Source organism: Methylomicrobium sp. Wu6, assembly GCF_035916875.1.
In the GTDB taxonomy this organism is placed as follows: Bacteria; Pseudomonadota; Gammaproteobacteria; order Methylococcales; family Methylomonadaceae; genus Methylomicrobium.
Genome location: NZ_JAXUHN010000090.1, coordinates 90,456 through 113,776, shown reverse-complemented (window position 1 = coordinate 113,776; position 23,321 = coordinate 90,456). Strand labels below are relative to the sequence as shown.

The 23,321-nt window shown below is 53.5% G+C and carries 21 protein-coding genes; 11 read left to right on the top strand and 10 right to left on the bottom strand.

The features are described 5' to 3' along the window. Positions 1–15: 15 nt before the first annotated feature. The 6 genes from U2W12_RS16225 (at position 16) to U2W12_RS16200 (ending at position 4,963) form a co-directional block, all read left to right on the top strand. Complete coding sequence (locus tag U2W12_RS16225) at positions 16–462, top strand: hypothetical protein (protein ID WP_326501738.1); 447 nt, start codon at positions 16–18, stop codon at positions 460–462. Between the two features lie 223 nt (positions 463–685). Then, on the top strand, positions 686–1,090 hold the full coding sequence (locus U2W12_RS16220) for a hypothetical protein (protein ID WP_326501737.1): 405 nt from the start codon (positions 686–688) through the stop codon (positions 1,088–1,090). Positions 1,091–1,515: 425 nt separating this feature from the next. After that, positions 1,516–2,895 (top strand): hypothetical protein, encoded by a 1,380-nt coding sequence (locus U2W12_RS16215; protein ID WP_326501736.1) that lies wholly within the window; start codon positions 1,516–1,518, stop codon positions 2,893–2,895. Beyond that, positions 2,885–3,208 (top strand): hypothetical protein, encoded by a 324-nt coding sequence (locus U2W12_RS16210; protein WP_326501735.1) that lies wholly within the window; start codon positions 2,885–2,887, stop codon positions 3,206–3,208. Before U2W12_RS16215 ends, U2W12_RS16210 begins: the two co-directional genes overlap by 11 nt. Continuing rightward, positions 3,208–4,692, top strand: a complete 1,485-nt coding sequence (locus U2W12_RS16205; RefSeq protein WP_326501734.1) for a phage minor head protein — start codon at positions 3,208–3,210, stop codon at positions 4,690–4,692. The genes U2W12_RS16210 and U2W12_RS16205 overlap by 1 nt, the downstream gene beginning before the upstream one ends. After that, on the top strand, positions 4,685–4,963 hold the full coding sequence (locus U2W12_RS16200) for a hypothetical protein (protein ID WP_326501733.1): 279 nt from the start codon (positions 4,685–4,687) through the stop codon (positions 4,961–4,963). Before U2W12_RS16205 ends, U2W12_RS16200 begins: the two co-directional genes overlap by 8 nt. Before the next feature lie 755 nt (positions 4,964–5,718). Here U2W12_RS16200 and U2W12_RS16195 read toward each other — a convergent pair. The 5 genes from U2W12_RS16195 to U2W12_RS16175 form a co-directional block, all read right to left on the bottom strand. Further along, positions 5,719–6,438: a hypothetical protein gene (locus U2W12_RS16195; protein WP_326501732.1), complete on the bottom strand. Its 720-nt coding sequence runs from the start codon at positions 6,436–6,438 to the stop codon at positions 5,719–5,721. Positions 6,439–6,751: 313 nt separating this feature from the next. After that, on the bottom strand, positions 6,752–6,958 hold the full coding sequence (locus U2W12_RS16190) for a hypothetical protein (protein ID WP_326501731.1): 207 nt from the start codon (positions 6,956–6,958) through the stop codon (positions 6,752–6,754). 264 nt (positions 6,959–7,222) lie between these two features. After that, positions 7,223–9,451, bottom strand: a complete 2,229-nt coding sequence (locus U2W12_RS16185; protein WP_326501730.1) for a primosomal protein N' — start codon at positions 9,449–9,451, stop codon at positions 7,223–7,225. 660 nt (positions 9,452–10,111) lie between these two features. After that, a complete protein-coding gene (locus U2W12_RS16180; RefSeq protein WP_326501729.1) occupies positions 10,112–10,630 on the bottom strand; it encodes a disulfide bond formation protein B in 519 nt (172 codons plus the stop codon). Between the two features lie 56 nt (positions 10,631–10,686). Then, a complete protein-coding gene (locus tag U2W12_RS16175; RefSeq protein ID WP_326501728.1) occupies positions 10,687–11,478 on the bottom strand; it encodes a sulfite exporter TauE/SafE family protein in 792 nt (263 codons plus the stop codon). 94 nt (positions 11,479–11,572) lie between these two features. Here U2W12_RS16175 and U2W12_RS16170 point away from each other — a divergent pair, with 94 nt between their 5' ends. Beyond that, the gene (locus U2W12_RS16170; RefSeq protein WP_326501727.1) at positions 11,573–12,823 is read left to right on the top strand and encodes a multifunctional CCA addition/repair protein; all 1,251 of its coding nucleotides are present in this window, start codon (positions 11,573–11,575) and stop codon (positions 12,821–12,823) included. Here the strand turns inward: U2W12_RS16170 and U2W12_RS16165 are convergent. From U2W12_RS16165 to U2W12_RS16155, 3 genes are all read right to left on the bottom strand, one after another. Continuing rightward, complete coding sequence (locus U2W12_RS16165; RefSeq protein ID WP_326501726.1) at positions 12,814–16,953, bottom strand: EAL domain-containing protein; 4,140 nt, start codon at positions 16,951–16,953, stop codon at positions 12,814–12,816. The two genes, U2W12_RS16170 and U2W12_RS16165, sit on opposite strands and share 10 nt — an antisense overlap. Positions 16,954–17,182: 229 nt before the next feature. Further along, positions 17,183–17,410, bottom strand: coding sequence for a hypothetical protein (locus U2W12_RS16160; protein WP_326501725.1), 228 nt, complete (start codon positions 17,408–17,410; stop codon positions 17,183–17,185). Positions 17,411–17,422: 12 nt separating this feature from the next. After that, complete coding sequence (locus U2W12_RS16155; protein ID WP_326501724.1) at positions 17,423–17,635, bottom strand: hypothetical protein; 213 nt, start codon at positions 17,633–17,635, stop codon at positions 17,423–17,425. A gap of 141 nt (positions 17,636–17,776) precedes the next feature. Between U2W12_RS16155 and U2W12_RS16150 the strand changes: the two genes are divergently transcribed. The 3 genes from U2W12_RS16150 (at position 17,777) to U2W12_RS16140 (ending at position 20,326) form a co-directional block, all read left to right on the top strand. Further along, positions 17,777–18,259, top strand: a complete 483-nt coding sequence (locus U2W12_RS16150) for a YajQ family cyclic di-GMP-binding protein (protein ID WP_326501723.1) — start codon at positions 17,777–17,779, stop codon at positions 18,257–18,259. Between the two features lie 103 nt (positions 18,260–18,362). After that, positions 18,363–19,349, top strand: coding sequence for a folate-binding protein (locus tag U2W12_RS16145; RefSeq protein ID WP_326501722.1), 987 nt, complete (start codon positions 18,363–18,365; stop codon positions 19,347–19,349). Then, positions 19,346–20,326, top strand: a complete 981-nt coding sequence (locus tag U2W12_RS16140; protein ID WP_326501721.1) for a COX15/CtaA family protein — start codon at positions 19,346–19,348, stop codon at positions 20,324–20,326. The genes U2W12_RS16145 and U2W12_RS16140 overlap by 4 nt, the downstream gene beginning before the upstream one ends. A gap of 73 nt (positions 20,327–20,399) precedes the next feature. Here U2W12_RS16140 and U2W12_RS16135 read toward each other — a convergent pair whose 3' ends face one another. After that, the gene (locus U2W12_RS16135) at positions 20,400–20,969 is read right to left on the bottom strand and encodes an RnfABCDGE type electron transport complex subunit B (RefSeq protein ID WP_326501720.1); all 570 of its coding nucleotides are present in this window, start codon (positions 20,967–20,969) and stop codon (positions 20,400–20,402) included. A 142-nt stretch (positions 20,970–21,111) separates the two neighbouring features. Between U2W12_RS16135 and U2W12_RS16130 the strand changes: the two genes are divergently transcribed. Next, positions 21,112–22,428: a sigma 54-interacting transcriptional regulator gene (locus U2W12_RS16130; RefSeq protein ID WP_326501719.1), complete on the top strand. Its 1,317-nt coding sequence runs from the start codon at positions 21,112–21,114 to the stop codon at positions 22,426–22,428. Between the two features lie 6 nt (positions 22,429–22,434). Here U2W12_RS16130 and U2W12_RS16125 read toward each other — a convergent pair whose 3' ends face one another. After that, positions 22,435–23,238 (bottom strand): DUF2231 domain-containing protein, encoded by an 804-nt coding sequence (locus U2W12_RS16125; protein ID WP_326501718.1) that lies wholly within the window; start codon positions 23,236–23,238, stop codon positions 22,435–22,437. Positions 23,239–23,321: the final 83 nt, after the last annotated feature.

Genomic DNA, 23,321 nt, shown 5'->3' with positions numbered 1-23,321 from the left:
CCACGGAGTAATCCAATGAAACCCATGAGTATTTTAAAAACAACTTTTATCGTATCCCTGCTGTTGTTTACGGCCAATGCATTCGCCTGGTCGTACACTACGGCGGTCAAAAATAGCCAGTTGGGCGCGGTAACCACGGCCATCGGCACGACCGGCGTGCTGGAAATCGGACCAACCGGCATGGGCTCTGTCTGTGTCTCTTTCGCACTGAATAACCCGGCGGCGGCCGCCGCGTCGGGTGGCGTGCTGACATTGTCGGGATTTCCGAAAACCGCGACAGCATCGGCGACGTGCACGGCGGCCGAAGCGCGCATCAGAACGGCAACCGCTGGCACCGATATTGTTACCGGACTGACGGTTACGGCAACTGGGGGGGGCGGCAATATTACTCTCGATAATACCAGCATTAACAGCGGGCAAAGCGCGACGATGAATTCTTTCTCGCTTACCGCAGGCAACTGATAATTTTTTGGCGTCGTCTTTGTTGTGGACGATTTTGAATCGAATAGCGACATAGATCGGTTTATCCGGTCTACGCCGCTATACGCATTTTGGAAATCTAAAACCCGGACGAACTTCAATCATAATCCAAAAAGCAATGCCAACCTAAAGTCTGCGCACCACCAGGGCAGACTTAGCGAAAAAGGGTTTGATCTGCAAAATTATGACTGGTTGAAATCGCGTAATGATCTGGAATAATCTCTTTTCAGTGCCCGCCTATCAGCATGATTTGCCGGCTAATAACCCGGCGCTGGATATCACCAGCAATAACTATGTCATTCCCGAAAATGCAGATAGCTTGCGGGTGAATATCGAAATACCTGACACTGCTTACACCGAGATTATCGGTGATATTGCGTATGAGATCAGCGCTGACCAAGCCGCATGGGTGCAGATCGCCATGTATTCCTGGGTGATTCAGAACCCGATCGGCTCGATAGACAAAAACGGACTGCTTATCTCAGCAACTCCAACCATATCCTTCGAGTATCAATTACCGGCCGCGCACAAAGGCATGTGGCTTCGCGGCCATGTGTCCCTGTTCACGTCGTGCATTATCGGCTTTTCTGTTGATTATGGAGTGATTTAGTGGCGATTACTTATGTCGCTAATTTTGCCCACGGAACGACGCAAAATGTCACCTCTGGATCGATTTCTGCCGCTGTAAATGATGTTATTCTCGTTCTGTTCAGCAATGAAAGTAACGATAACGCGGGCACGTTAAGCATATCGAATACCGGCGCGGCGATTGCGTGGACGAATATCGCTACGACAAATACAAATAATGAATGTAAGTCTGCAGGATGGTTTGGTGTTGTTGCTTCGGCGGGTAATATCACAGTCACCATAGCGAAGACGGGAACTTTCGCGAATAATTCGTTACTTGCGGTTATCAAGCATACCGGCGCCGATACATCAAATCCATGTCCGTCGGGAAATAGATTCGGTGGCATCGATACCAATGGCGATACCACTCAAGCGATCACGCCAACCGCACCAGGTAGTGCATTATGGATGATTGCCGCCGATTGGAATCAGACGAATACATTCGCGGCGGCTGCTAATTGCACGCTTGCTGATGTGTATGACATCGCGGGTGCGTTTACTGCGGCAATTATTCATCCGACCACGCAACCACGGCCGGATGCCGCTGCGTTCACGATCGGCGAAAGCGACACGGGCGCCACGATCGCCTGGGTAGCGGTTGAAGTTAAGGCGGCGGCATCCGGCGGAGTAACGGGATCGGGGGCGATTACTGAAGATGCGGACACCGCATCCGGAACCGGCGTCGCGATAATATCGGGATCGGGCGCGATTACCGAGTCTTCAGATACGGCATCAGGCGCCGGGTCTGTAAATGTATCGGGTTTCGGCGCGATTGCCGAGTCTGCGGACACGGCAGCGGGAACCGGGGCCGTAAAAATATCGGGATCGGGCGCGATTACCGAGGATGCCGACGCGGCGTCAGGCACGGGAATAGTAAAAGTATCGGGTTCCAGCGCGATTACCGAAAATGCGGACACGATAGCGGGAACCGGAGCAGTAAAAATATCGGGATCAGGGTCGATTACCGAAGATTCGGACGCGGCATCGGGCGCCGGGTCAATAAAAATATCGGGTTCCGGCGCGATTGTCGAAGACGCGGATACAGTCTCGGGGACCGGAACTATTGCCGGCGGAATATCCGGCAGCGGAGCGCTTACCGAAGATGCCGACTCCGCATCCGGAACCGGCGTTGTAAAAATATCAGGATCAGGCACGATTACCGAGGATGCCGACACAGCGTCCGGAGCGGGGGCTGTAAAAGTATCAGGCTCCGGATCGCTCGCCGAGAATGTCGACACCGCGACAGGAACTGGCGCAGTAAAAGTATCTGGCTCCGGAGCAATTACGGAAGATGCCGACACCGCGTCGGGCGCCGGAACCGTTGCCAATGGAATATCGGGCTCCGGCGCGATTACGGAAAGCGCGGATACAGCGGCCGGAACAGGAGCTGTAATAATATCCGGGGCCGGATCGCTTGTGGAGGATATGGACGCGGCATCGGGAACCGGAGCCGCAACGGTATCAGGCTCAGGCGCAATCACAGAAGCTGCTGATACGGCGACAGGCTCCGGGACTGTTGTCAGCGGAATATCCGGAACCGGCGCGATTGTCGAAAACGCGGATACGGCGACGGGAGCGGCGACCGTTTTAACTTATGGCACGGGCGCGATTGCCGAAAATGCAGATATCGCGGCCGGAGCCGGAACGGTTCTTGTATCGGGATCGGGCGCGATCGTGGAAACCGCCGATATCGCCTCGGGATCGATCGGCCTGAGTTATCTGCCCGAAATAACTAAACCGGGATTAATATCCGCGAACATCGTATGGGGGATGCGCCGTGTATCTTGAATTTCCTATTTACCCTGGGCGGTCAAATTCAGTAAAGATCGCGCTGACAAACAACAATGCTGTAATCGACCATACGAAGATTACCCGGCTTGCAATTTATGTTGGATCAACATTATTCGATAGTCAGGCAACGCCGGCCATGTTCGATAAGACGAACGCCGGTCATGTGGAAATTAAATTGGGGGCGGCCTCGCCCGCCATCGCTGCCGGGCGCTATACATGCAGGTTAATTGTCTACGATGATGGCGCATATACGTTGGGGCTGATCGTGCCCGTAGCGTTTGTTGTCTCCGTTCTGACCGAGCCGTCCTGATGCCGATTACAGGCATTTTTAGGCTGCCATTTGCCGAGCAGGTCGCGTTTTTTCGGCAAAAAATTAACATGCCTACCGAGCATTACGACGATATCATCAAAAGTGCGCACGATCGCGCGTTCGTGGTCGCCGGCGCGGCCAAGGCCGATCTGCTGAACGATCTACGTCAAGCGGTCGACCGGTCTATTGCCGAGGGCAAGTCGATCGGCTGGTTTCGTAAGGAGTTTGATGCGATCGTAGCAAAAAACGGGTGGACGGGATGGACTGGGGAAGGCACGAAGGACGGCCGTGATTGGCGTACGCGGATCATTTATAGAACCAATATGTCGGCCAGTTATGCTGCCGGCCGCTATGCGCAGTTGACCAGCCCGTCGATGCTGAAAAATAGACCCTATTGGAAGTATATTCATAATGATACGGTGCTGCACCCGCGACCCTTGCATTTGAGCTGGAATGGCCTGGTATTGAAGCATGATGATCCGTGGTGGCAAACGCATTTTCCGCCAAACGGCTGGGGGTGTCGTTGCCGGGTGACGGCGGTGAGGGCGGATCAGTACAAGGGCGACAGAGCGCCTGACGATGGCATGTATGAGTTCGTCGATAGGCACGGCGAGGTGCACCGCGTGCCGCAGGGCGTCGATTATGGCTGGGATTATGCGCCGGGAGCTAGCGTTACTGCATTGCGTGCGAATGCTATTGCCAAGTCGGAAACCTTAGGCGATGGTATCAGCAACGCATTACGCCAACAGTTGGCCAGGTCGGAGCATGAAGGGGAACGCATTGATTTACAGATGCGGTCAATGCGCACCTTGCAGGATGTCAAAGCGATCTTGAGCGACATCGTGGCAATTAAACCCGAGTGGCTCCCGCATGGAGTAAGCCAGGTGGTTGCGGCGAATGTGGACAATGTCTTTGCGATGACCGATTCCCGTGGTTATTTTGTACTATCGACTGCGGAAATTCCGGCGGCAGGCGGACGATCCGGCTTGAGTTTAACCCTGGCTGCTTTGCGGAAATCCCAAGACGGTAAGCCCTTGGATTTTTCGGAAGAATATGCGTTGGAGTCGATATGGCATGAGATGGGGCATAATCGACAGGCGCATCAAATGCTGGATTCGATGCCTATCGAGCAGCGAGTGATCGCGGAGAGCCTTCGTCAAACCATTGCCCGGCAAACTTACCCGGAATTGTTGAACATGCTGGGAATTGAGGCTCTGCATTTGCTGGCCATCCGAACCGGCGGTCTGAGTTATACTAAAAGTGCGGGCACTTTTAAGAATTTGTTGGTCGAGATTGGCGCGATGAATCCGGTGACTCTTGCTCTGCATGCACCGATATTGACCTCTTTGCAACTGATCGACCAAAAAGCTACTTGGAATTCTATGATACAAGACATTGCGACTGTACTTTCTGACGCCTATCCAAGCAAGAAAGTATTGATAGTCGAAACACTCCACCGTTTGGAAAACCGTCGTTATGATTGAGAGTATCTTTGATCCGCCACATTTCGCGACTGATGAGGAAATGCATCAGCTCTACAGTTACGAGTCTCGCGAGGACTTTCTGTCAAATGGCCCGACCACTCAAGACAATCGTATCCTTTACCTGTGGGAGCTTTATCAGTTACGAGGCGACAAGGCCGGTATGGCGGCCCAAGAAGCCCGTTTAAACGATCCTCATTATCTCGATGAAATCAAATATCGCGATACGTTTGTGGATATAAAAACACTCGGAGGTGGTGATCCAACGAATTGATTTTTTGCTTTCACTCTGTGCAAATTATTTTTATTTTTTGTTCCGTTTTGTTTCTTTTCGTTTCGTTTTATTTCGATTTATCTAGCTTTTTCCCTTCCATTTATCTAATCTCTGTTCACCATGAATTGTTGCCATGGGAGCAGATACTTCAGTGCAGTCACTAAATGATTGAATGACAACATAGGCCACTGTTGGAGGCCGGCTTGTTTATGTTTGACCAGAAATAACGTTCCCCGCATAACTTCACTTCTCCAAATATGGATTTCGCCATTTGGCGGCATTTGTTTACCCGTTTTAATGGTATAGGACCGATCGGATGATAGTACCGCTATTTTTACGAAAGCTTGTTTTGGGCATCCGAGCCCAAGCAAGCGGCAAAAATTACGCGGCAGCTATTGCCTTCGGCGCCCCGATTCGTCTTGCTTCGCAATGACTTTACCCCGTGTCGCGATGCCTTGCGGGTTTGCTCCGCTTCGCTTTGCAAACCCGCCCGGCGCTACGGCTATCGGGGACTAAAAATCTTCCCTTAGCCTTGCTCCGCTTCCAAAATTTTCAGCGAACGGCAAGGCATCTCATGACCCAGTCTCGGACTATAGTCGCTAGCGGGGCATCTGATGATAGGAAGATCCTCGTACATAGAGACTTGTCGAAAAAGATTGGGAATCCAAACGAGAAAACAACAGGTAAATACTGCCGTAAAATGAAAAGGCTACCCCACATTCTCCTTTCTGCATTTGTTCTTCACACCCCCTTCGTCATGGATACTCGTACAACATCTGAGAATAGTTTTCCGTAGCCAAAAGACGCTCAATATTGCGCCGCGCGGCTTCTTCATAGCGCTGATGAAAAAAATAGGTGTAATAGATATGTGGCCTGGCGAGCAGCTCGCTTAAAAATTGAGCCTGGGCCCGATAATAGACTGCATCCAAAATATGCGGCAGTTCCTTGCGTATATACAGCTCATCCAGAAGACAGTCATCCTGGTTCAATGCCAAACTCGAAAGATCGATATCTACGATATAGGACTCATCACCTTCCCTGGGCGGTTGTGTGTGCCGGGTAATCAGAATCAGGGCGCGCACCTTCTTGACGAAGGCCGTGGAAAAACAATCGGCGCCCCATTGGCCAAACAAATCGGCGCTTCGTTTTTCGTTGTCTCTTGCGCCCGGCATATAGACGGCATCATGAAACCATAGCGCCAATTCGACCGCTTCCGGGTAATCCATTTGGTTGGCCGTACGATCAAACTCGGCAAGGCAATGCACCAAATTTGCCCAGTTACGATGACAACTGCCAGCAGCGGTATACCGGCTGAACAAATATTCAAAAATCGGCTCGACAGGACGCCCTGTCCGCGCCGCGGCTGTCGGTAGGCAACTCGTCCACAGCGCTCGGAAGCGCTCACCCAGCATCGTCGTTGACATGTCAGAGCCCTCTTTGTTGTATGCTTCAAGGAGTTGGAAAGCAAATCCCATTCCAAAGAGGCAGGGCAATTCTCCGCATTGGATTTATCTGTGAATTCAAGCGATCGGTCCAAAACTATCGCCGACGTCGAAACCTTGCAGGATCGCGGCACCTAACCAAAATAGTGCAATATCGGGTCGATTTTCACCATATCAGTGCAAAAAACCGCGATGATCCTTGAAGCCTACTTAAAATGCCTTGCAATTTCTTCATTTTCGTAAATAGGTACGTCTCTGGCATGGAATATGCCTAATATTCATCGAAGCTTGTTTTTAACAAGCTTGCATTCGGGATAGGGCCACACTGAAAGCCCTAAATTGGCTTTCAACCCTTCTCGGATTCGTTCTTTGTCAAATCGATCTGCTTCATGTCGGTAAAAAAAGCCGCGCGGCCGTCGTGCTGATCAACGATGCGGTTCTCCGCCTCGACCGGAATACGACTATGCGCCTCATCGACGTGGTTTTCCATCCGGAACAACGCTCTCCCGGAGTGGATTTCCGGCGCGTGCAAATCCTTCAGCCGCCCCTGCATTTTTGGCGGTCGACACGCTTCGTGTGAACGGTCTGATCGAAGGCGCCGAGTTCCAGCTGCGCATCGACGGGCGACCCACAGTGTGGTGCATGAAGGCAAAGTGCTTACCCGCACAACGACCAGGACCGGCCTTTCCCCGCGCCCTGGCTGCGGGTCAAACCGCGCAACGCGGTGCAATGGACACTGCCCTTCCCACCGCTCCTTGCGACTCTCGGAGGAGACGGTGGGCAGCTTTGCGGAATTTGTCTGTAAGGAAAGATCACTTCAATACAAATCCACAGGGTCGACATCAAGCGACCAGCGCAGATTTTTTTCCTTTTTGATGCTATCGATTGCCGGCGTCAAGCTATCTAGCAATTGCTGCAGCGCCTGCCGGTTAGTATCCTGCAACAATAACTGATAGCGGTACAAACCGGCGCGTTTCGCCATCGGCGCGGCAACGGGGCCCAGGACTTGCGTCTCCCCTCGTTGCATCACGGCGGCCAGTTTTTTAACTTCCTCCAAAAACGCCTTGGGCTTGAAAGGATCCATCGCCTGAACCCGAAGCAAAGCCTGATAGCTGAACGGCGGCAACACCGCCGCCTTGCGCTCGTCCAGCGCTTGTCTGGCGAAGCCGTTGTAGCCTTCGCGGATCAATGTCGTCAACAGCGGATGCTCGGGATGGCGGGTTTGCAGGATCACCGTGCCGAGCTTATCCGCCCGCCCGGCGCGCCCCACCACCTGTACGATCATCTGTGCGAGTTTTTCGGCGGCATGAAAATCGATGCTATACAGACCACTGTCGGTGTCGAGAATCGCAACCAGCGTCACATTCGGAAAATGATGGCCTTTCGCGAGCATTTGCGTACCCAGGATGATATCCGCATGGCCTTCGTTGATCTGCTGAAGATAGTTTTCGAGCGCACCTTTGCGCTGCGTCGTGTCGCGGTCGAGCCGAATGATGTTTTTACCCGGAAACAGTTCGGGCAGAACTTTTTCGACACGCTCGGTGCCGAGTCCCAACGGCGTCAAGGTACTGCCCGTACAAGAGGGACACGACTTCACCAGGGGCTTTTCACTGGCGCAGTGATGGCAGCGCAGCTTTTGTTCGCGAAAATGGATCACCAGATTCGCATCGCAATGCACGCAGCGCGCGACCCAGCCGCAGTCGTGGCAAATCAACGTCGGCGCGAAGCCGCGCCGGTTCAGGAACAACAGCACCTGCTCGTTCTTGTCCAGGGTTTGGCGGATTTCCGCGAGTAACGCGGCGGAGATGCCTTCATGCAGGGCCTTGTTGCGGATGTCGAGCAAGCGGACTCGAGGCGCCGAGGCATTGCCTGCGCGGTTGGGCAATTGCAACAGACGGTAGCGTCCGCTTTGTGCGTTATAAAGACTCTCCAGCGACGGCGTCGCGGAGCCGAGCAATACCGGAATGTTTAATAACTTGCCTCGCACCACTGCGACATCGCGCGCGGAAAAGCGGAAACCTTCCTGCTGTTTGAACGAGGTGTCATGCTCCTCGTCCAGAATGATCAGACCCGGCCTCGGCAACGGCGTAAACAGCGCCGAACGGGTGCCGAGCAGAATTGAACAGGTGCCTTGCTGCATCGACAGCCAGGCGGTCTGGCGCTGAGCATCGGTCAACTTCGAATGCGACACCGCGATATTCACCGCAAAACGCTGCCGGAAGCGATTTTCGAGTTGTGGCGTCAGCGTGATTTCGGGCAGCAGCACCAGCACCTGTTCGCCGCTTGCCAACACCTGCTGGATGATCTGCATATACACTTCGGTCTTACCGCTGCCAGTCACACCTTCGAGCAGGAACACACCGAAGCGGCCAAGTTCGTCACAGACATCATGAACCGCCGCGGCCTGCTCGGGATTGCATTCGATCGGATTCCCCTTGACCAACGGCATTGCGTCATCCGGCATGATGACACCCTCATCGATCTTCAGCAAATCCTTCGCCGTCAACTTCTTCAGCGAGGGCCGCCAATTTTCGACCGCCACCGACAGTTCCTCTTCGCTCAAGCCGCTCGGACTGTTCTGCAACGCTTCCAGCAGTTGTTTTTGTTTCGGCGCTCTTTGCAAGTGGGCTGGATCGATTGCCTTGCCTTGTGCGGTCAGAACGTAGCGTATCGGTCTTTCGAGCACCGCGGCCTTGCCCTGCCGAAGTCCGGCAGGAAATGCCGCGGCGAACACTTCGCCCAAGGGATGATGATAGTAACGGGAGGCCCAATGCAAAAGGCGCAAATCGTCCGGCGATAACAACGGTTCTGGATCGAGAACGCGCACAACGGGTTTTAATTGCTTCCGACTCAGTTCGGTGGTCGCTTCCACGCTGACCAGATACGCGATTTTTTGGGTCTTTCCGAACGGCGCCAATAAGCGCATTCCAGGCTTGAGCGTCCCCGGCGAAATTGCCTCCGGCGCTTCATAATCGAACAAACGATACAGCGGCACATCGAGGGCCACCCGAAGGACGGGCAGATTGTCTTGCGGCAACTCTGTCATAAAATATCAGTAAGCATTAACAATGACCGCTAAGTTGCTCTATCTCGGGGATTACTTGGAGTTACCCACAAAAGCTGTGGATAAGTCTGTGGACAAATACTTTTTAACTGCTCTTAATCGCGGTTTTTATTGCAGTTTTGTTAATTTGACCATAAAGTGATCTTGCTATTTTTTAATTTATTTTCAATTACTTGCACAAAAAGAAAAAAGCGTTACGCCGATTTTTGAAGGAATCCATCGATAAAACGCTTTGCCGAAAGGCCGAATCAAATCGGTGCATAACTTGTCAAGACCCGGAACAAAATGCGCCATGATTGCAGATCGGTGCGGTAAAACGGGTCATTCCGCATCATTTGAGTTCAGGCAAACGAGTTCACTTTGCCTGACTCCAGAGTTTCCGCGGTACGGCTTTGCCCTAAAATAATGCGATCATCTCGGCAGGAATTGCCGAAAGGACGTACCCGCCCTTAATTTAGGATGAGGTTAACAATTACACACCGGTGCTAGTCAAGCTGAAAGGCACGCATTCATGCCCCAGAGGGTATCGCGTACCCTATCCAACATGGTACGGATGGGTTAGCACAAAAAGGTACGCGGAATGGGGCTTTCGGGAAGTTATTGATAACTCAGCCCTTCATGGCAATTCCGCAAGAATTTCGGTCAATGCTGCTTGGCATTCCAAAATTGCAACAAACTCAACGTCGCCAGTAGCAAAAATGCAATCAATGTCCAGCCCGGCATGCTCAGGCCCATAAAAGTCCAATCGACTTTCGCGCAGTCGCCAGTGCCGCTTAACATCAGTTTCAGCGTCTCGGTCAAGGGAAAGTTGTTGAAGATATAGCTGAGTCCGGGACCGCATTCCGGCACCTCCTCGGGCGGCAGATGCTGTAGCCAGACATGGCGCGTCGAAATCGCGCCGCCGCCCAATGCAGCCACCGTGCCCACTATCGCGTAGATTTTGACGCCGACGGTGCCGGGATTATGCAGTCCGGCAATCAGAAATACTATGCCGGTCAGTAAAATCGCGATGCGCTGAGAAATGCATAATGGGCAGGGTTCCAGTCCGTAGACCAATTGGAAGTAAGCGCCCATCGATAGTAGAAAAACGCAGCCCAGAAAACCGAGCAAAAACCAGAGACGTGGGGTCAATCTTATCCATTCGAGCCAATTCTTATTCATTCAATATCCGCAAGTTGCAAACCAAGTTAAGTCAAATCAGCGCCTGTCGAAGCTGCTTAAAACCATATCATTTTCGCCGCTACGACTAGCAGCAATAACGAGAAATAACGTTTCAGTTTTTGCGCCGGGATACTGCTGGCCAGCTTCGCGCCGATTGGCGCGGTGATCACACTGGTCAATACGATACCGATAAATGAAGGCAGATAAATATAACCCAAACTCCATTCGGGCAACAGCGGCGACTGCCAGCCCAATAAGATATAACTGGCGGCTCCGGCAACCGCAATCGGCAGGCCGCAGGCGCTGGACACGGCGACCGCATTGCGGATCGGTATCTGAAAATACACCAGATAAGGTACGGTAAGCGTACCCCCACCAATGCCGATGATCGCGGACATGCCGCCGATCACCAACCCGGCAGTGTGGTCCAGAAACCTCGATGAAGGTTTCCGACCAGTACTCGGCTTTCTTTGCAGCGCTAATTGCAGCGCCGCATATAACAGGTAGACGATAAAGATATAACGCAATACCTCGCCCGAAATCCGGTCGGCGATCACCGCACCGAGCGCCGAACCGACCATGATACCGGGCGCAAGTCTCAAGACCTTGCCCCAGAGTACCGCACCGAGCCTGTGATGGGCGATGACCGACGCCACTGCGGTCAGAATGATAGTCGCCAGTGAGGTCGCGACAGCCATGATCATCACATTCTCCGCGGCAAACCCTTGCATGGCGAACAGCATTGCGAGCACCGGTACCATGATCAGACCACCGCCGATACCGAACAAGCCCGCAAACAGGCCCGCCACCGTGCCCAGCATCATGCTGGCTATAAATAAGATGATCACTTTGTTCCTCTCAATCCTGTGGCGGTGACAAGATACCGGCCTCTCCTATCATTATGTTATGCTAAGACGCATCGTTAAATCAAAGTGAAGTTACATGGAAATTTATCTGGTCGGCGGCGCGGTGCGTGACAGTTTGCTGAGTCTTCCGGTAGAGGAACGCGATTGGGTGGTGATCGGCGAGACCACAGAATCGATGATGCGCCAAGGCTTCAGGCCTGTCGGCAAGGATTTTCCCGTGTTTCTACACCCGTATAGCCATGAGGAATACGCGCTGGCCCGGACCGAACGGAAAACCGCGCCCGGCTACAAGGGCTTTGCGGTCGATGCGGCGCCGGACGTGACACTGGAACAGGATTTGCTGCGCCGCGATCTGACGATCAATGCGATGGCATTGACTCCCGAAGGCAGGCTCGTCGATCCTTATGGCGGACGCGCCGATCTGGAAAAACGCATCCTGCGCCATGTTTCGCCGGCTTTCGCGGAAGATCCGGTGCGTATTCTGCGCATCGCTCGCTTCGCGGCCCGTTATCGGTCTCTCGGCTTCACGATCGCGCCGGAAACGAACGCTCTGATGAAACAAATGGTCGCCGCCGGCGAAGCCGATTTTCTGGTCCCGGAACGCGTCTGGGCCGAACTGATCAAGGCGCTGAAAGAGCCCTGCCCCGCAGCGTTTTTCCAAACTCTCAAAGACTGCGATGCACTCGCGGCCGTTTTTCCGGAAATCGACCGCCTGTTCGGCGTGCCGCAGCCCGAAAAACATCACCCCGAAATCGATACCGGCGTGCATACCCTGCTATGCCTCAAACAAGCAGCGCTGTTATCCGACAAACCCATCGTAAGATTCGCCGCGCTGACGCATGATCTCGGCAAGGGCGTCACTCCGAAAGAAAACTGGCCGCATCATTACGATCATGAGCAAAAAGGGCTCGACGTACTTGAAGTGATGTGTGTCCGCTTGCGTGTGCCGAATGCTTACAAAGCGCTGGCGATGCAGGTCGCGCGCTTTCATACCCACTGCCATAAAGCATTTGAACTGCGGCCCGGCACGCTGACCGACACGCTGGCCGCGCTCGGTGCCTTCAAACCTCGGCATTCGCTGCTCGAAGATTTTTTATTGGCTTGCGAAGCGGACGCCAGAGGGCGCACCGGCTTTGAAAACCGGCCTTATCCACAGGCCGACTTCATACGCGGTGCCGCCAAGGCCGGCGCCGCGGCGGATACCGCGCCGATACTGAACGGCAACCTGAATGGCCCGGAGATCGGTAAGGCGATACGCCGTCTGCGCATCGAGGCGATCAACGACTTTAGCAAGCAATGGCTTCAGGAGAGTCTATCTCAGCAGTAGCGCTTGAGTAATTCGCCAAACTCATCGGCCGGAACCGGCTTACTGAAATAAAAACCCTGAATTTCATCGCAGTCTTTTTGCAAATAACTGGCCCACTGCTGTTCGGTTTCGACGCCTTCGGCAATTGTTTTCATTTTTAGACTCTTCGCCAAACTGATGATCGCATCAACGATGTTTTCGCTTTCCTTATTATCGGCCATGCTGCGGGTAAAGGATTGGTCGATCTTCAATTTGTTCAGAGAAAACCGCTGCAGATAACTCAGCGACGAATAACCGGTACCAAAATCATCGATCGAAATCTCGACGCCCAGTTCGCTCAATTGCCGGGTAATTTCGATCGCTGCCTCGACATTATGCATCGCAATGCTTTCGGTCAGTTCCAGTTCCAGAAAACGCGGCGGCAACTGATATTTTTCCAGAAAATAGCGGACCGTTTCATACAATGTATTGGCTCTAAATTGGGCCAACGACAAATTGACCGCCACCGACACCAGATAACTCGCTTCATGCCAGCGCCGGGCCTGGACAATCGCTTGTTCGAGCACCCAGTCCCCGATCGATAAAATCAGGCCGCATTCCTCGGCAATCGGGATGAATTCGCTCGGCGACACCCAGCCCAACTCGGGATGCCGCCAGCGCAACAAGGCTTCAGCGCCGTTGATGCGCTGCGTCTTGGTATTGAAGAGCGGCTGATAGAAAACCGTCAATTCCTTGTTCTCCAGCGCATTGCGCAAATGCCTTTCCAGTTCCATCCGCCGCTGCGTCTGTTGCTGCATCGCCGGCGTAAAAAACTGATATTGATTACGCCCGTGCTCCTTGGCCTTGTATAGCGCGGTATCTGCGTTTCGGCTCAAGGTTTCGAAGTTGTCGCCGTTTTCAGGATACAAACCGATCCCGATCGAAGGCTGAATATGCAGTTGATAATGTTGATAATGGATCGCCTCATCCAGCGCGGAGATGATCTTTTTTGCAACCGCCGCCGCGCCGTGCCAGTCAGTATTGGCCAGTTGAATATTGAATTCATCGCCGCCGACACGAGCCACGGTATCTTCATCGCGCACGGCGGCCAAGAGTCTTTTGCCGACTTCGATCAGCACCTGATCGCCGACCGAATGCCCCAACGCATCGTTGATGTTTTTGAAATGATCCAGATCGATGAACAATAACGCAAACGTTTGCTTGTTGCGATCAGCGATCGAAATCTCGTGATCGACCCGCGCCTTCAGCAATAGACGGTTCGGCAATCCGGTCAGCGCGTCATAATGCGCCATATACTCGATTTGCTGCTTGGCGGCCTTGAGCTGGGTAATGTCGGTGAAGATCGCAATATAATTGACGATGCCGCCGGCCTCATCTCGCACTACGCTGATCGACAGCCATTCGGTGTACAAACTGCCGTCCTTTTTGCGCTCGACCAGTTCGCCTTGCCAGAAATCGTTTTCGATCAGACTTTTCCACAATAGGCGATGAAAATCCTTGCCGTGCAGACCGGATGACAACAGCCGCGAATTTTTGCCCAACACGTCATGCTCTTCATATCCGGTAATGCGAGTAAACGCCTGATTGACCGAAACGATCCGATTGTCGTGATCGGCGATGATCACCGCTTCGCGGTTTTGGCTGAACACCTTCGCCCAAAGCTCCATCTTTTGCTCGGCCGAGCGCCGCACCGCCTCGCGCGCATACAATCCCAGCGCAAACGACAGATCGAGACTCAATTCAGTCAGCAAATCGAGCACTTCGGCATCGAAAAAATGCACTTGATCCGCATATACATTCAACAACGCATAAGGCTGATGATTCAGCATGATCGGCACCCCGCAGGAAGCTTTCCAGCCGAAAAGCCGGCTTCCATTGTCATGCCAGAGTGCGGTCATCGGATCGTGTTGAAAATCATTGACCACCACGATGCGGTTTTCGCGAAACGCGGTGCCCGCAGGCCCCTGACCTTCAGGTAAATCCGGATTGATCGAGATCATCAATTCATCCAGATAATGAAGTCGGTCGCCGGTTGCCGCGACCGGCAGGATCGTCGCCGTTGCAGCATCCAGTTTGCCGATCCAGACCATACGCACAACATCCATTTCGAGCACGATTTCGCAGACATCCGCAAATAACTCGGCCTCGTTCCGAATTTGCACAATCGCCTGATTGATCTTGGTCAAGACCGCATAGAAATTGTTCAGGCGTTTTATTTTTTCTTCCTGTTGCTTGCGCTGGGTAATGTCGAGCGCGGTCACAATCAACATATCGGAAGCGTTATGATGAAATTGCAGCCAGACTTCGACCGGATAACGGGAGCCGTCTTTGCGCCTATGCACGCTCTCGAAATGCAGTCGCGATTGCTTGCCGAGCAACAACGGCGCGATCAGCCGCGCCAACGTCTCCATATCGTACTGCGGATAGACATCGAGCAGCGTCATTTTAACGAACTCAGCCAGACTGTAACCCAAATTGTTCAAGCCACCCTCATTCACATGGAGAAAATACAGGGTTTTGCTGTCGATGACCATGATTTCGTTGATCGACTGATCAAGCATCACGCCCAACATTTGGCTTTTCAGCTCGGCCTCTCGGATTTCGGTAATATCGAGCCAATCGCCCAACAATTCGTAAGTTTCGCCGGCCGCATTGGTCAGTGAGGTCAAATGATCCTCAATCCACCGGTAGCGTCCGTCGCCGTGTAAAAATCGATAGCACTCTACAATCCGGCCTTTCTTGACGGCTTGCTGTACGGCATCCTTAACGCGTTCGAGGTCATTGGGATGGACTCTCGATCGCCATAAATCCTCCACGGTTTCCCATTCATGAATGCTAAAGCCGCTAAGCTGTTCCAACCGGATCGAACCATAGTTGAATCGGAAGCCTTCTTCGGGTTTAGTTTTGGGTAATAGCGAATAAATCGCCGTAGCGCTGTAATCGATCAAATGCTGAAGATAGCGCTTCTCGTTATGTAACTGTTCCCGCAAACGATATTTGTCCGAAACATCGTTAAAAGTCAGAATGACTCCATAGAGATCGCCTTCATCATCCAGTATCGGCGAAGAACTGATTTCAATATGAAACGTATTACCAGTACGGGAATGCAACAGAACCTGATGAGTTTGCCGGATCAATTGCCGTGTCTTGAGCACGTGCCGAATCGGCAAAGAAATCACTTCGCTGGTATTCACATTGATGACACAGAGGACCTTCTCGACCGGCTGTCCAATGCCTTCTGCCGCCGGCCAGCCGGTCAATTGCTCCGCGATCGGATTCATGGTGGCGATTACCCCTTGCGTATCGGTCGTGATCAGGCCGTTGCCGACCGATTGCAAGGTCACAGCCAACACGTGCTCGCCCTGTTTGAGGGTTCTCAGCGTCTGTTGCTGGGTCTGATGATTTTGTTCCAGCATACGTCCCAGTTGGGCCAGCTCGCCATCTCCGGTCAACGGATTTCTTGCAGCCGGATCGTTAGCGGCAATCTGCTTGATGAACGGCAGCAAATGCTGTAGCGGCCGAAACAGCAGGAAGTTCCAAATAAGCCAGGACAACACGAACACCACCAAAATGGCCGGCCAAACCAACGCGTAATTGTTGATCAATTGCCGCCACATCGCGCTTTCGACGTAGGAATTATCGTACACGTAATAAACCGCGCCGATATTCGGAGAGCGCAACGCATGTTTGCCGCTCTGGAACCGCACAGGCACATAGACCGTATAACGTTGACTTTGCGGATCGTAGCGCATATCGATGTGAAGCGTCAGACGCGCCCGAGCCAAGCGTCCACGATCGAAGCCGGGAAGTGTTTCCGAAGCAGGCCGATGCCTCCAGATGGGATTGTTCGACGCTACGACCGCGTCCCGATCATCGATTAGCGCAATCGCTTCGGTGCCGGATTGCAAGTCGATCAAATTGAAGTCTTGGTCGATTTCTTCTCGCTCATCCTTGGCTATCGCATCTTCGAGACGCATTTTCAGCCGTTTGAGAATACCCTGCAGCGTGCTTTCGGTGCGTTGCTGCGCCAACTCCAACGTATTACGATAATCGCCCCATACCACACCGGACAATAGACAAAAGAACAACAAAAAACTGCTGAGTGGCAGCCATATTTTGAGACGGTAGGAACGGAAGGTCCGTCTTTTCATTCAGACATCCAGGCTTCTCGGTTTCGTCTATTCATGCGGCAAAACGCCCTTTCGGAATCTCATCGCTATCATCCTTCATATATAACGGTTGCCGCAGTCGCATCATCGAGTGCAAATCATCCACCTTGGCTTGCAATCCGGCATCTCGGAACCATCGAACACGCTGCGTGCACCCGCCGCGAAAAGTCGGGATTTGTGCGGCTCGAACGTCACTAGCGCATCGGCTTTATCACTTAGTATAATAATGTTCGTGGGGATTCGCCGGGACCGTCTCTAACGGGATATCCCCGGCCTGAGGTCTTCCGGCCCGCAACGCCGCATCCAGCAAAACCGCGCCAAAGACGCTATTTTCAACGCTAACGCGCGTGTCTTTCAGTGCGGCAGGCGAAAGAATCCCATGCTTGGCAAGCAAGTCATCGGCGCCGATCGCAAGATCCATCGTCAAAATGATACGCAAATCAAACGGGTATTACATCAACGTCAGTGTTTTATCCAGCCACTCATTGAGCAAAGCGCTCGCCACCGCCGTCGCGGAAGGCATTTTAATCGGCTTGAGCGCCCGTGAATCGAACCAGTGTAAACTTTCGCCAGATACAACGTTTGATGCCCGGTCCATTTGTCGGTGTCGATTTGCAGCGGCGGCAAAACCTTTACGCAGCCATCCGCCATCAGCAGACAGCACAACTGCGAAAAAAGAGATATATGAGCATCCGCATGGCGCTCCTTGAATCAGGGTTGCGGGCTGATTCTAAATTGAACCGTGTCGAATTATCCTTAGTTATTATAGTAAAATTCTATACCCTAACCATACAAACACCTAAAAATGCCCTCTTTCGACATCGTCTCAGAATTCGACAAACAAGAAGCCCGTAACGCGGTTGACCAGGCCAACAAGGAAGTCTCGACCCGCTTCGACTTCAAAGGTACGAACTCCAGCTACGAACTGAGCGACAATAAACTGCTGATGACATCCGGCTCGGAATTTCAACTGCAACAGATGCTCGACATCGTACAGACCAAACTGACCAAACGCGGCATCGATATCGTCTGCCTGGACATCGCCGAAGCGAAAGCCAGCGGCAAAATCGTGCGCCAGGAAATCACGCTCAGACAAGGCATCGAGAGCATGCTCGCCAAAAAAATCGTCAAACTGATCAAGGACAAAAAATTGAAAGTGCAGGCTGCAATCCAGGCCGATCAGGTGCGAGTAACCGGCAAACAGCGCGATGATTTGCAGGACGTGATTCAGATGTTGAAGCAGGAAAAGCTGGAGATGCCGTTGCAGTACATCAATTTCAGGGATTAATCCCGCGCATATCAACGCGCCCATACTCTGCGCCGCCCTCATCGGCTACAGGTCCGCGAGTCATAACACGGTATAATAGGCATTTTTACTTTTAAAGCGCTTCATGAATCCGCAATGGAAAAGCTTTCTACTGGCCGAACACGCTGTTTTTGAAAACGGTGACCGCATCGTTTTCTCCAAAACCCAGCTCGACCGACCCCACATCTACCCGATCAGCCATCTGGGCGTATTATCGGTTTCCGGCAAGGATGCGGCGAAATTGTTACAGGGCCAAGCGACCTGTAATGTTTTCGAAGTGACTGAAACCCAGGCGCGTACCGGCGCGTTTTGCAATCCGAAAGGCCGCGCGATCGCGACATTTCTGCTCGCCAAGCAAGCGGACGATTATCTGCTTGTGTTGCCGCTGGAGTTATTGGAACCGGTCAAAAACCGCCTGCAAAAATATGTGCTGCGCTCGGATATAAGATTAACCGACCGGTCGGACGACTTGTGCCTGCTTGGAATCAGCGGCAACGAACCAGTGGCCGAACGGCGGTTTGCAACCTGCCGCAACGAGGGTGGAGTAACGATTTCGCTCGGTTCTTCACCGCCCCGCACGCTCACGATTGCCGACACGGAACACGCCATTACACTGTGGAGCGAACATCTGACCGAGAAAGGCTTTGCTCCCGGAAATTCGGAAGACTGGCGCTTGCTCGATCTACTCGCCGGTATTCCCTGGCTAAGCCGGGCCGCCTCGGAAGAACACGTTCCGCAAATGCTGAATCTCGACAAACTGGGCGGCGTCAGCTTCACGAAGGGCTGTTACACCGGCCAGGAAATCGTCGCGCGCACGCACTATCTGGGCAAGGCCAAGCGCGCGTTGTTTCTGGCCGAATGTGCGCTCGACGCGGCGCCCGAGCCTAATGCGAGCATTCTGGACCGTAACGGCGGCGAACAAAGCCGCGGCCAGGTGTTAACCGCGATCGGCCACGGCGGGATTTGCCATCTGCTGGCTGTCCTGCTGATCTCCGAAAACGGCGAATACGACTTAATGCTGAAGGATCATCCCGAAGCCACCCTCCGCTTGTTACCTCTCGATTACGCATGAACGATCAAGCCATTCTGAATTTCCGCCGCCTGGGTCTACTGACCATTTTCGCGGTGTATCTGGTGATCCTGGCGGGCGGCGTCGTCCGTGCTTCCGGCGCGGGCATGGGCTGCCCGGATTGGCCGACCTGCTTCGGACGATGGATTCCGCCGACCGACGAAGCGCAGTTACCGGCCGATTATCATCAGATTTACGCGCAGCGCGGTTACGAAAATACTGAGTTCAACCCGGTCAAAACCTGGACTGAATACTCGAATCGGCTGATCGGCGCGACCACCGGTTTTCTGGTGTTACTGACCGCCTGGGCGTCACGCATTTTTCTAAAACGCGACAAACCGATTTTCTATTTGTCACTGACCAATCTATTTTTGATCGGCTTTCAGGGCTGGCTCGGCTCATCGGTCGTCGCGAGCAACCTAAAACCCTACATGATCACACTGCACATGCTGATGGCCTTGTTGATCGTGGCGCTGGTGATCTACACGATCGCCCGTTCTCAGCGCAGTTCGCTTGGCCTCATCGACAGCAGCCGGCTGACGTCCCGTTTCCAAAAGGTTCTGACGGCCGCAATGGGGATGACCTTGCTACAGGTCGCGATGGGTACGCAAGTGCGCGAGGCGGTTGATTTCATCGCGCACGAACACACTTATATCGATCGGCAATACTGGCGCGACGATTTTCCGATTATTTTCTACGTGCACCGATCGTTCTCGTCGATCATCCTGTTTACGAACCTCTGGCTGGTCTGGAAACTGCGTCAGGCATTCGACCGGCAAAACCTGTTCCTGCGTACCGGTTATGTATTGATCAGTCTGATTGTCACCGCGATCATTGCCGGCATCACGCTCGACCGGCTCGGCATGCCGCCAGCCGCGCAGCCGGTGCATCTGCTGATGGCGAATCTGATCTTTGGCGTGCAGTTTTTTCTATCTATTGGTCTGCGCTATTCGACAGCGAGCCGCGAGAAAATCGGATGAAGACTTCCGGCATCGTTCCGATGGATGCCTGTGGCCGAATCCTTAGCGCACGTTGCCGGCCACAATAATTGCATCACAGCTTAGCTGCGGACTGCATTTTCACGATTAACGCCGCTTTCTTCTCACGCGCCCGCGCCGCTTTTTCGGCCTCTTCGCGCGCTCTGCGCAGGCTGCGCATCTCGTAGCGGCTCTTGGCCAATTCCGCACGCAGCGGTTTCAACCGCCCGGCAAGGCTTAAGCTTTCTGCCGGCGTCTCCTGCATCACGATGCAATCGACCGGGCACGGCGCGATGCATAACTCACAGCCGGTGCATTCCGATGCGATCACCGTATGCATGTGTTTGGCCGCCCCCACAATCGCATCGACAGGACAGGCGCCCAGGCATTTCACGCAGCCGATACAGTCTTCTTCGATGATCAATGCAACGGCTGCGGGTTTATGCGCCCCGCAACCGGAATCGAGCGGCTTCGGTGCGACGCCCAAAAAATTCGCCAGCGCCAAAATACCCTCCTCACCGCCGGGCGGACAACGGTTAATGTCGGCAGCGCCGGCCGCAAGAGCCTCCGCATAAGGCCGGCAGCCCTGATAGCCGCATTTGCCGCACTGCGTTTGTGGCAGCAAGGCATTGATTTGATCGATCACTTTCGGTCCTGAACTGAATTTGCAAAAGGCAAATTATACTTCAGAGAAGTCTGGCGGCATGATTGATTTGTTTGCCCGGCTCGGCTAATATCGACTCCTGCATACAAGCCACTGCCCTTTCGATGAATTACCGCCAGATTGAATGCCTGACACTTTAAACCTGCCGGACCACTGGATCGAGCGGCTCGACAGCCGTTCGTCTCTTGCCTCTATTTTCGAAATGTGTAAAAGCTTCGCGTTTTACATCGTCGACTCGGATCAAAACGTTCTGTATTGGAGCCAGGGCGCTACACAGCTAACCGGCATCAATCCGGAAAAAATCTGTCCGCCGGAATTCATAATCATTGCGGACACGCTTCGCACGATTCACACTACGCAGCAGGAAAGAGGCATGCCGACCCTGCACCAATCCGCCCGCCTACTCTATGACCGGCACGGCGCTACGGCAGGAGGCATCGCACTGTTGACCCCGGCCGCTGCGGCAGAAAATACGGCCACCAATCAGCGGGCCAACTCCGAACAGGAGCAAAACTTTCAAGGCATCATCAGCCGTTCGCCGGCGATGCGCAATGTATTCCAGATTATCCGCAATGCGGCCGAGACCGAGGCGACCGTATTGGTCCGGGGCGAGAGCGGTTCCGGCAAGGAACTGGTCGCGAAGGCGATTCATGATCTCAGCGCGCGCAAAAACGCGCCGTTTCTGGCCGTCAATTGCGCGGCACTGTCCGCAAATCTGCTGGAAAGCGAACTGTTCGGGCATGTGCGCGGGGCCTTTACCGGCGCGATCAAGGATCACAAAGGCGTGTTTCAACGCGCCGAAGGCGGCACGCTGTTTCTGGACGAAGTGGCCGAATTGCCGCTGGAATTGCAGGCCAAACTGCTTCGGGTGATCCAGGAAAGAAATTTCATGCCGGTCGGCGGTGACCATTTGCTTGACGCGGACGTGCGCATCGTTGCGGCGACGCATCGGTCGTTACGGGAAGAGGTCAGGAACGGTCATTTTCGTGAAGATTTGATGTACCGTCTGCGCGTCGTGCCAATTTTCATCCCGCCTTTACGGGAGCGACGTGAGGACATCAACCTGCTGATCTGGCACTTCATCACGCAGCATAATGCGCGCAAATTCAGAAAAATCGACAAGATCGACCCGCAAGCGATGCGTCTTTTGCTCGATTATCACTGGCCGGGCAATGTCCGGGAATTGCAAAATGTAATCGAGTATGCGTTCGCGGTCGGACGCGGCGCGACATTACGCTTGGCGGAACTGCCGCCGGAATTTACCGAACCGAAAATGATCTCATCTGCCGCCAAACTACTCCCAATGCGCAGTCCTGAGCAGGAAAAACAGGCAATCGGCGAAGCGCTGCTGCAAAGCCACGGACGGGTTACCGAAGCGGCCCGGCTCGCCGGCATGAGCCGCGCGACATTCTGGCGCAAACGCAAGCTTTATGGGCTTTGATGTTGCTCATTTGCTCGCAGCCGGATGTTCGTGACTGTGCTCATGAGCATGATTATGTTCATGCTGATGGTCATGAGTTTGCTCGGGCCCAGCGGGCACAGGAACGGGGTCGTGCTCATGAGCGGGATCGATGACAGGCCCATGTTGGTCAATCGACTCGGAGTCATGACTATGCCCATGATCGTGATGATCGTCCTCGTCATGGTTGTGCATCAATGCCTCTTCGCTCACCGGCACCGCGGACACCGCCACGCCGTAATGATAAACCATCAAACCGCCCAAATCCGCGCCCAACGCCATGATGCCGCACATAACCGCAGCCAGGATCAGAAACAGACTGTTCGCGGCGCCTTCGATCGCACCACCTTTGAACGCGCGCCAGGCGGACAGCAACACGGCAAAAGTCACCACTGTGATGCCGAAATGCTCATGCCGCTCGATGATTGCATGCACGTTTTCCCCGTGCGGGACTGAATTCGCCGCGATAAACCCGGCGGTCGCTGTAAAAATCGAGGCGATAGCGCCGAGATACAACAGCCAGCTCGCGACCCCACGCCAATTCGCCTTTTTGAACAGGCTTCCGGCCAGATCGAGCACAAAAAAAGCCGATAAAAACGCGATAGGGAAATGCACCAGTAACGGATGGATATTCTGCATTGCGGCAATGCCGGGCAGAACCGCCGCAAAAATTTCCGGCGGCTCCATGCCGGCCAGTTTTTCGAGAAAACCGAGCAGAACGGCCACCGTTTCAGCAATACCGCCACCGTGATCGGCGCCGCCATGGATCATGAAAGTTAAGGAATCGGACATAATTATTATGGTTTATTAAAATTTTAGTCTGAACAATCTACCCCATGCCAGGCAAAAAGCCAATTATTCCCACGCCGGTTTGC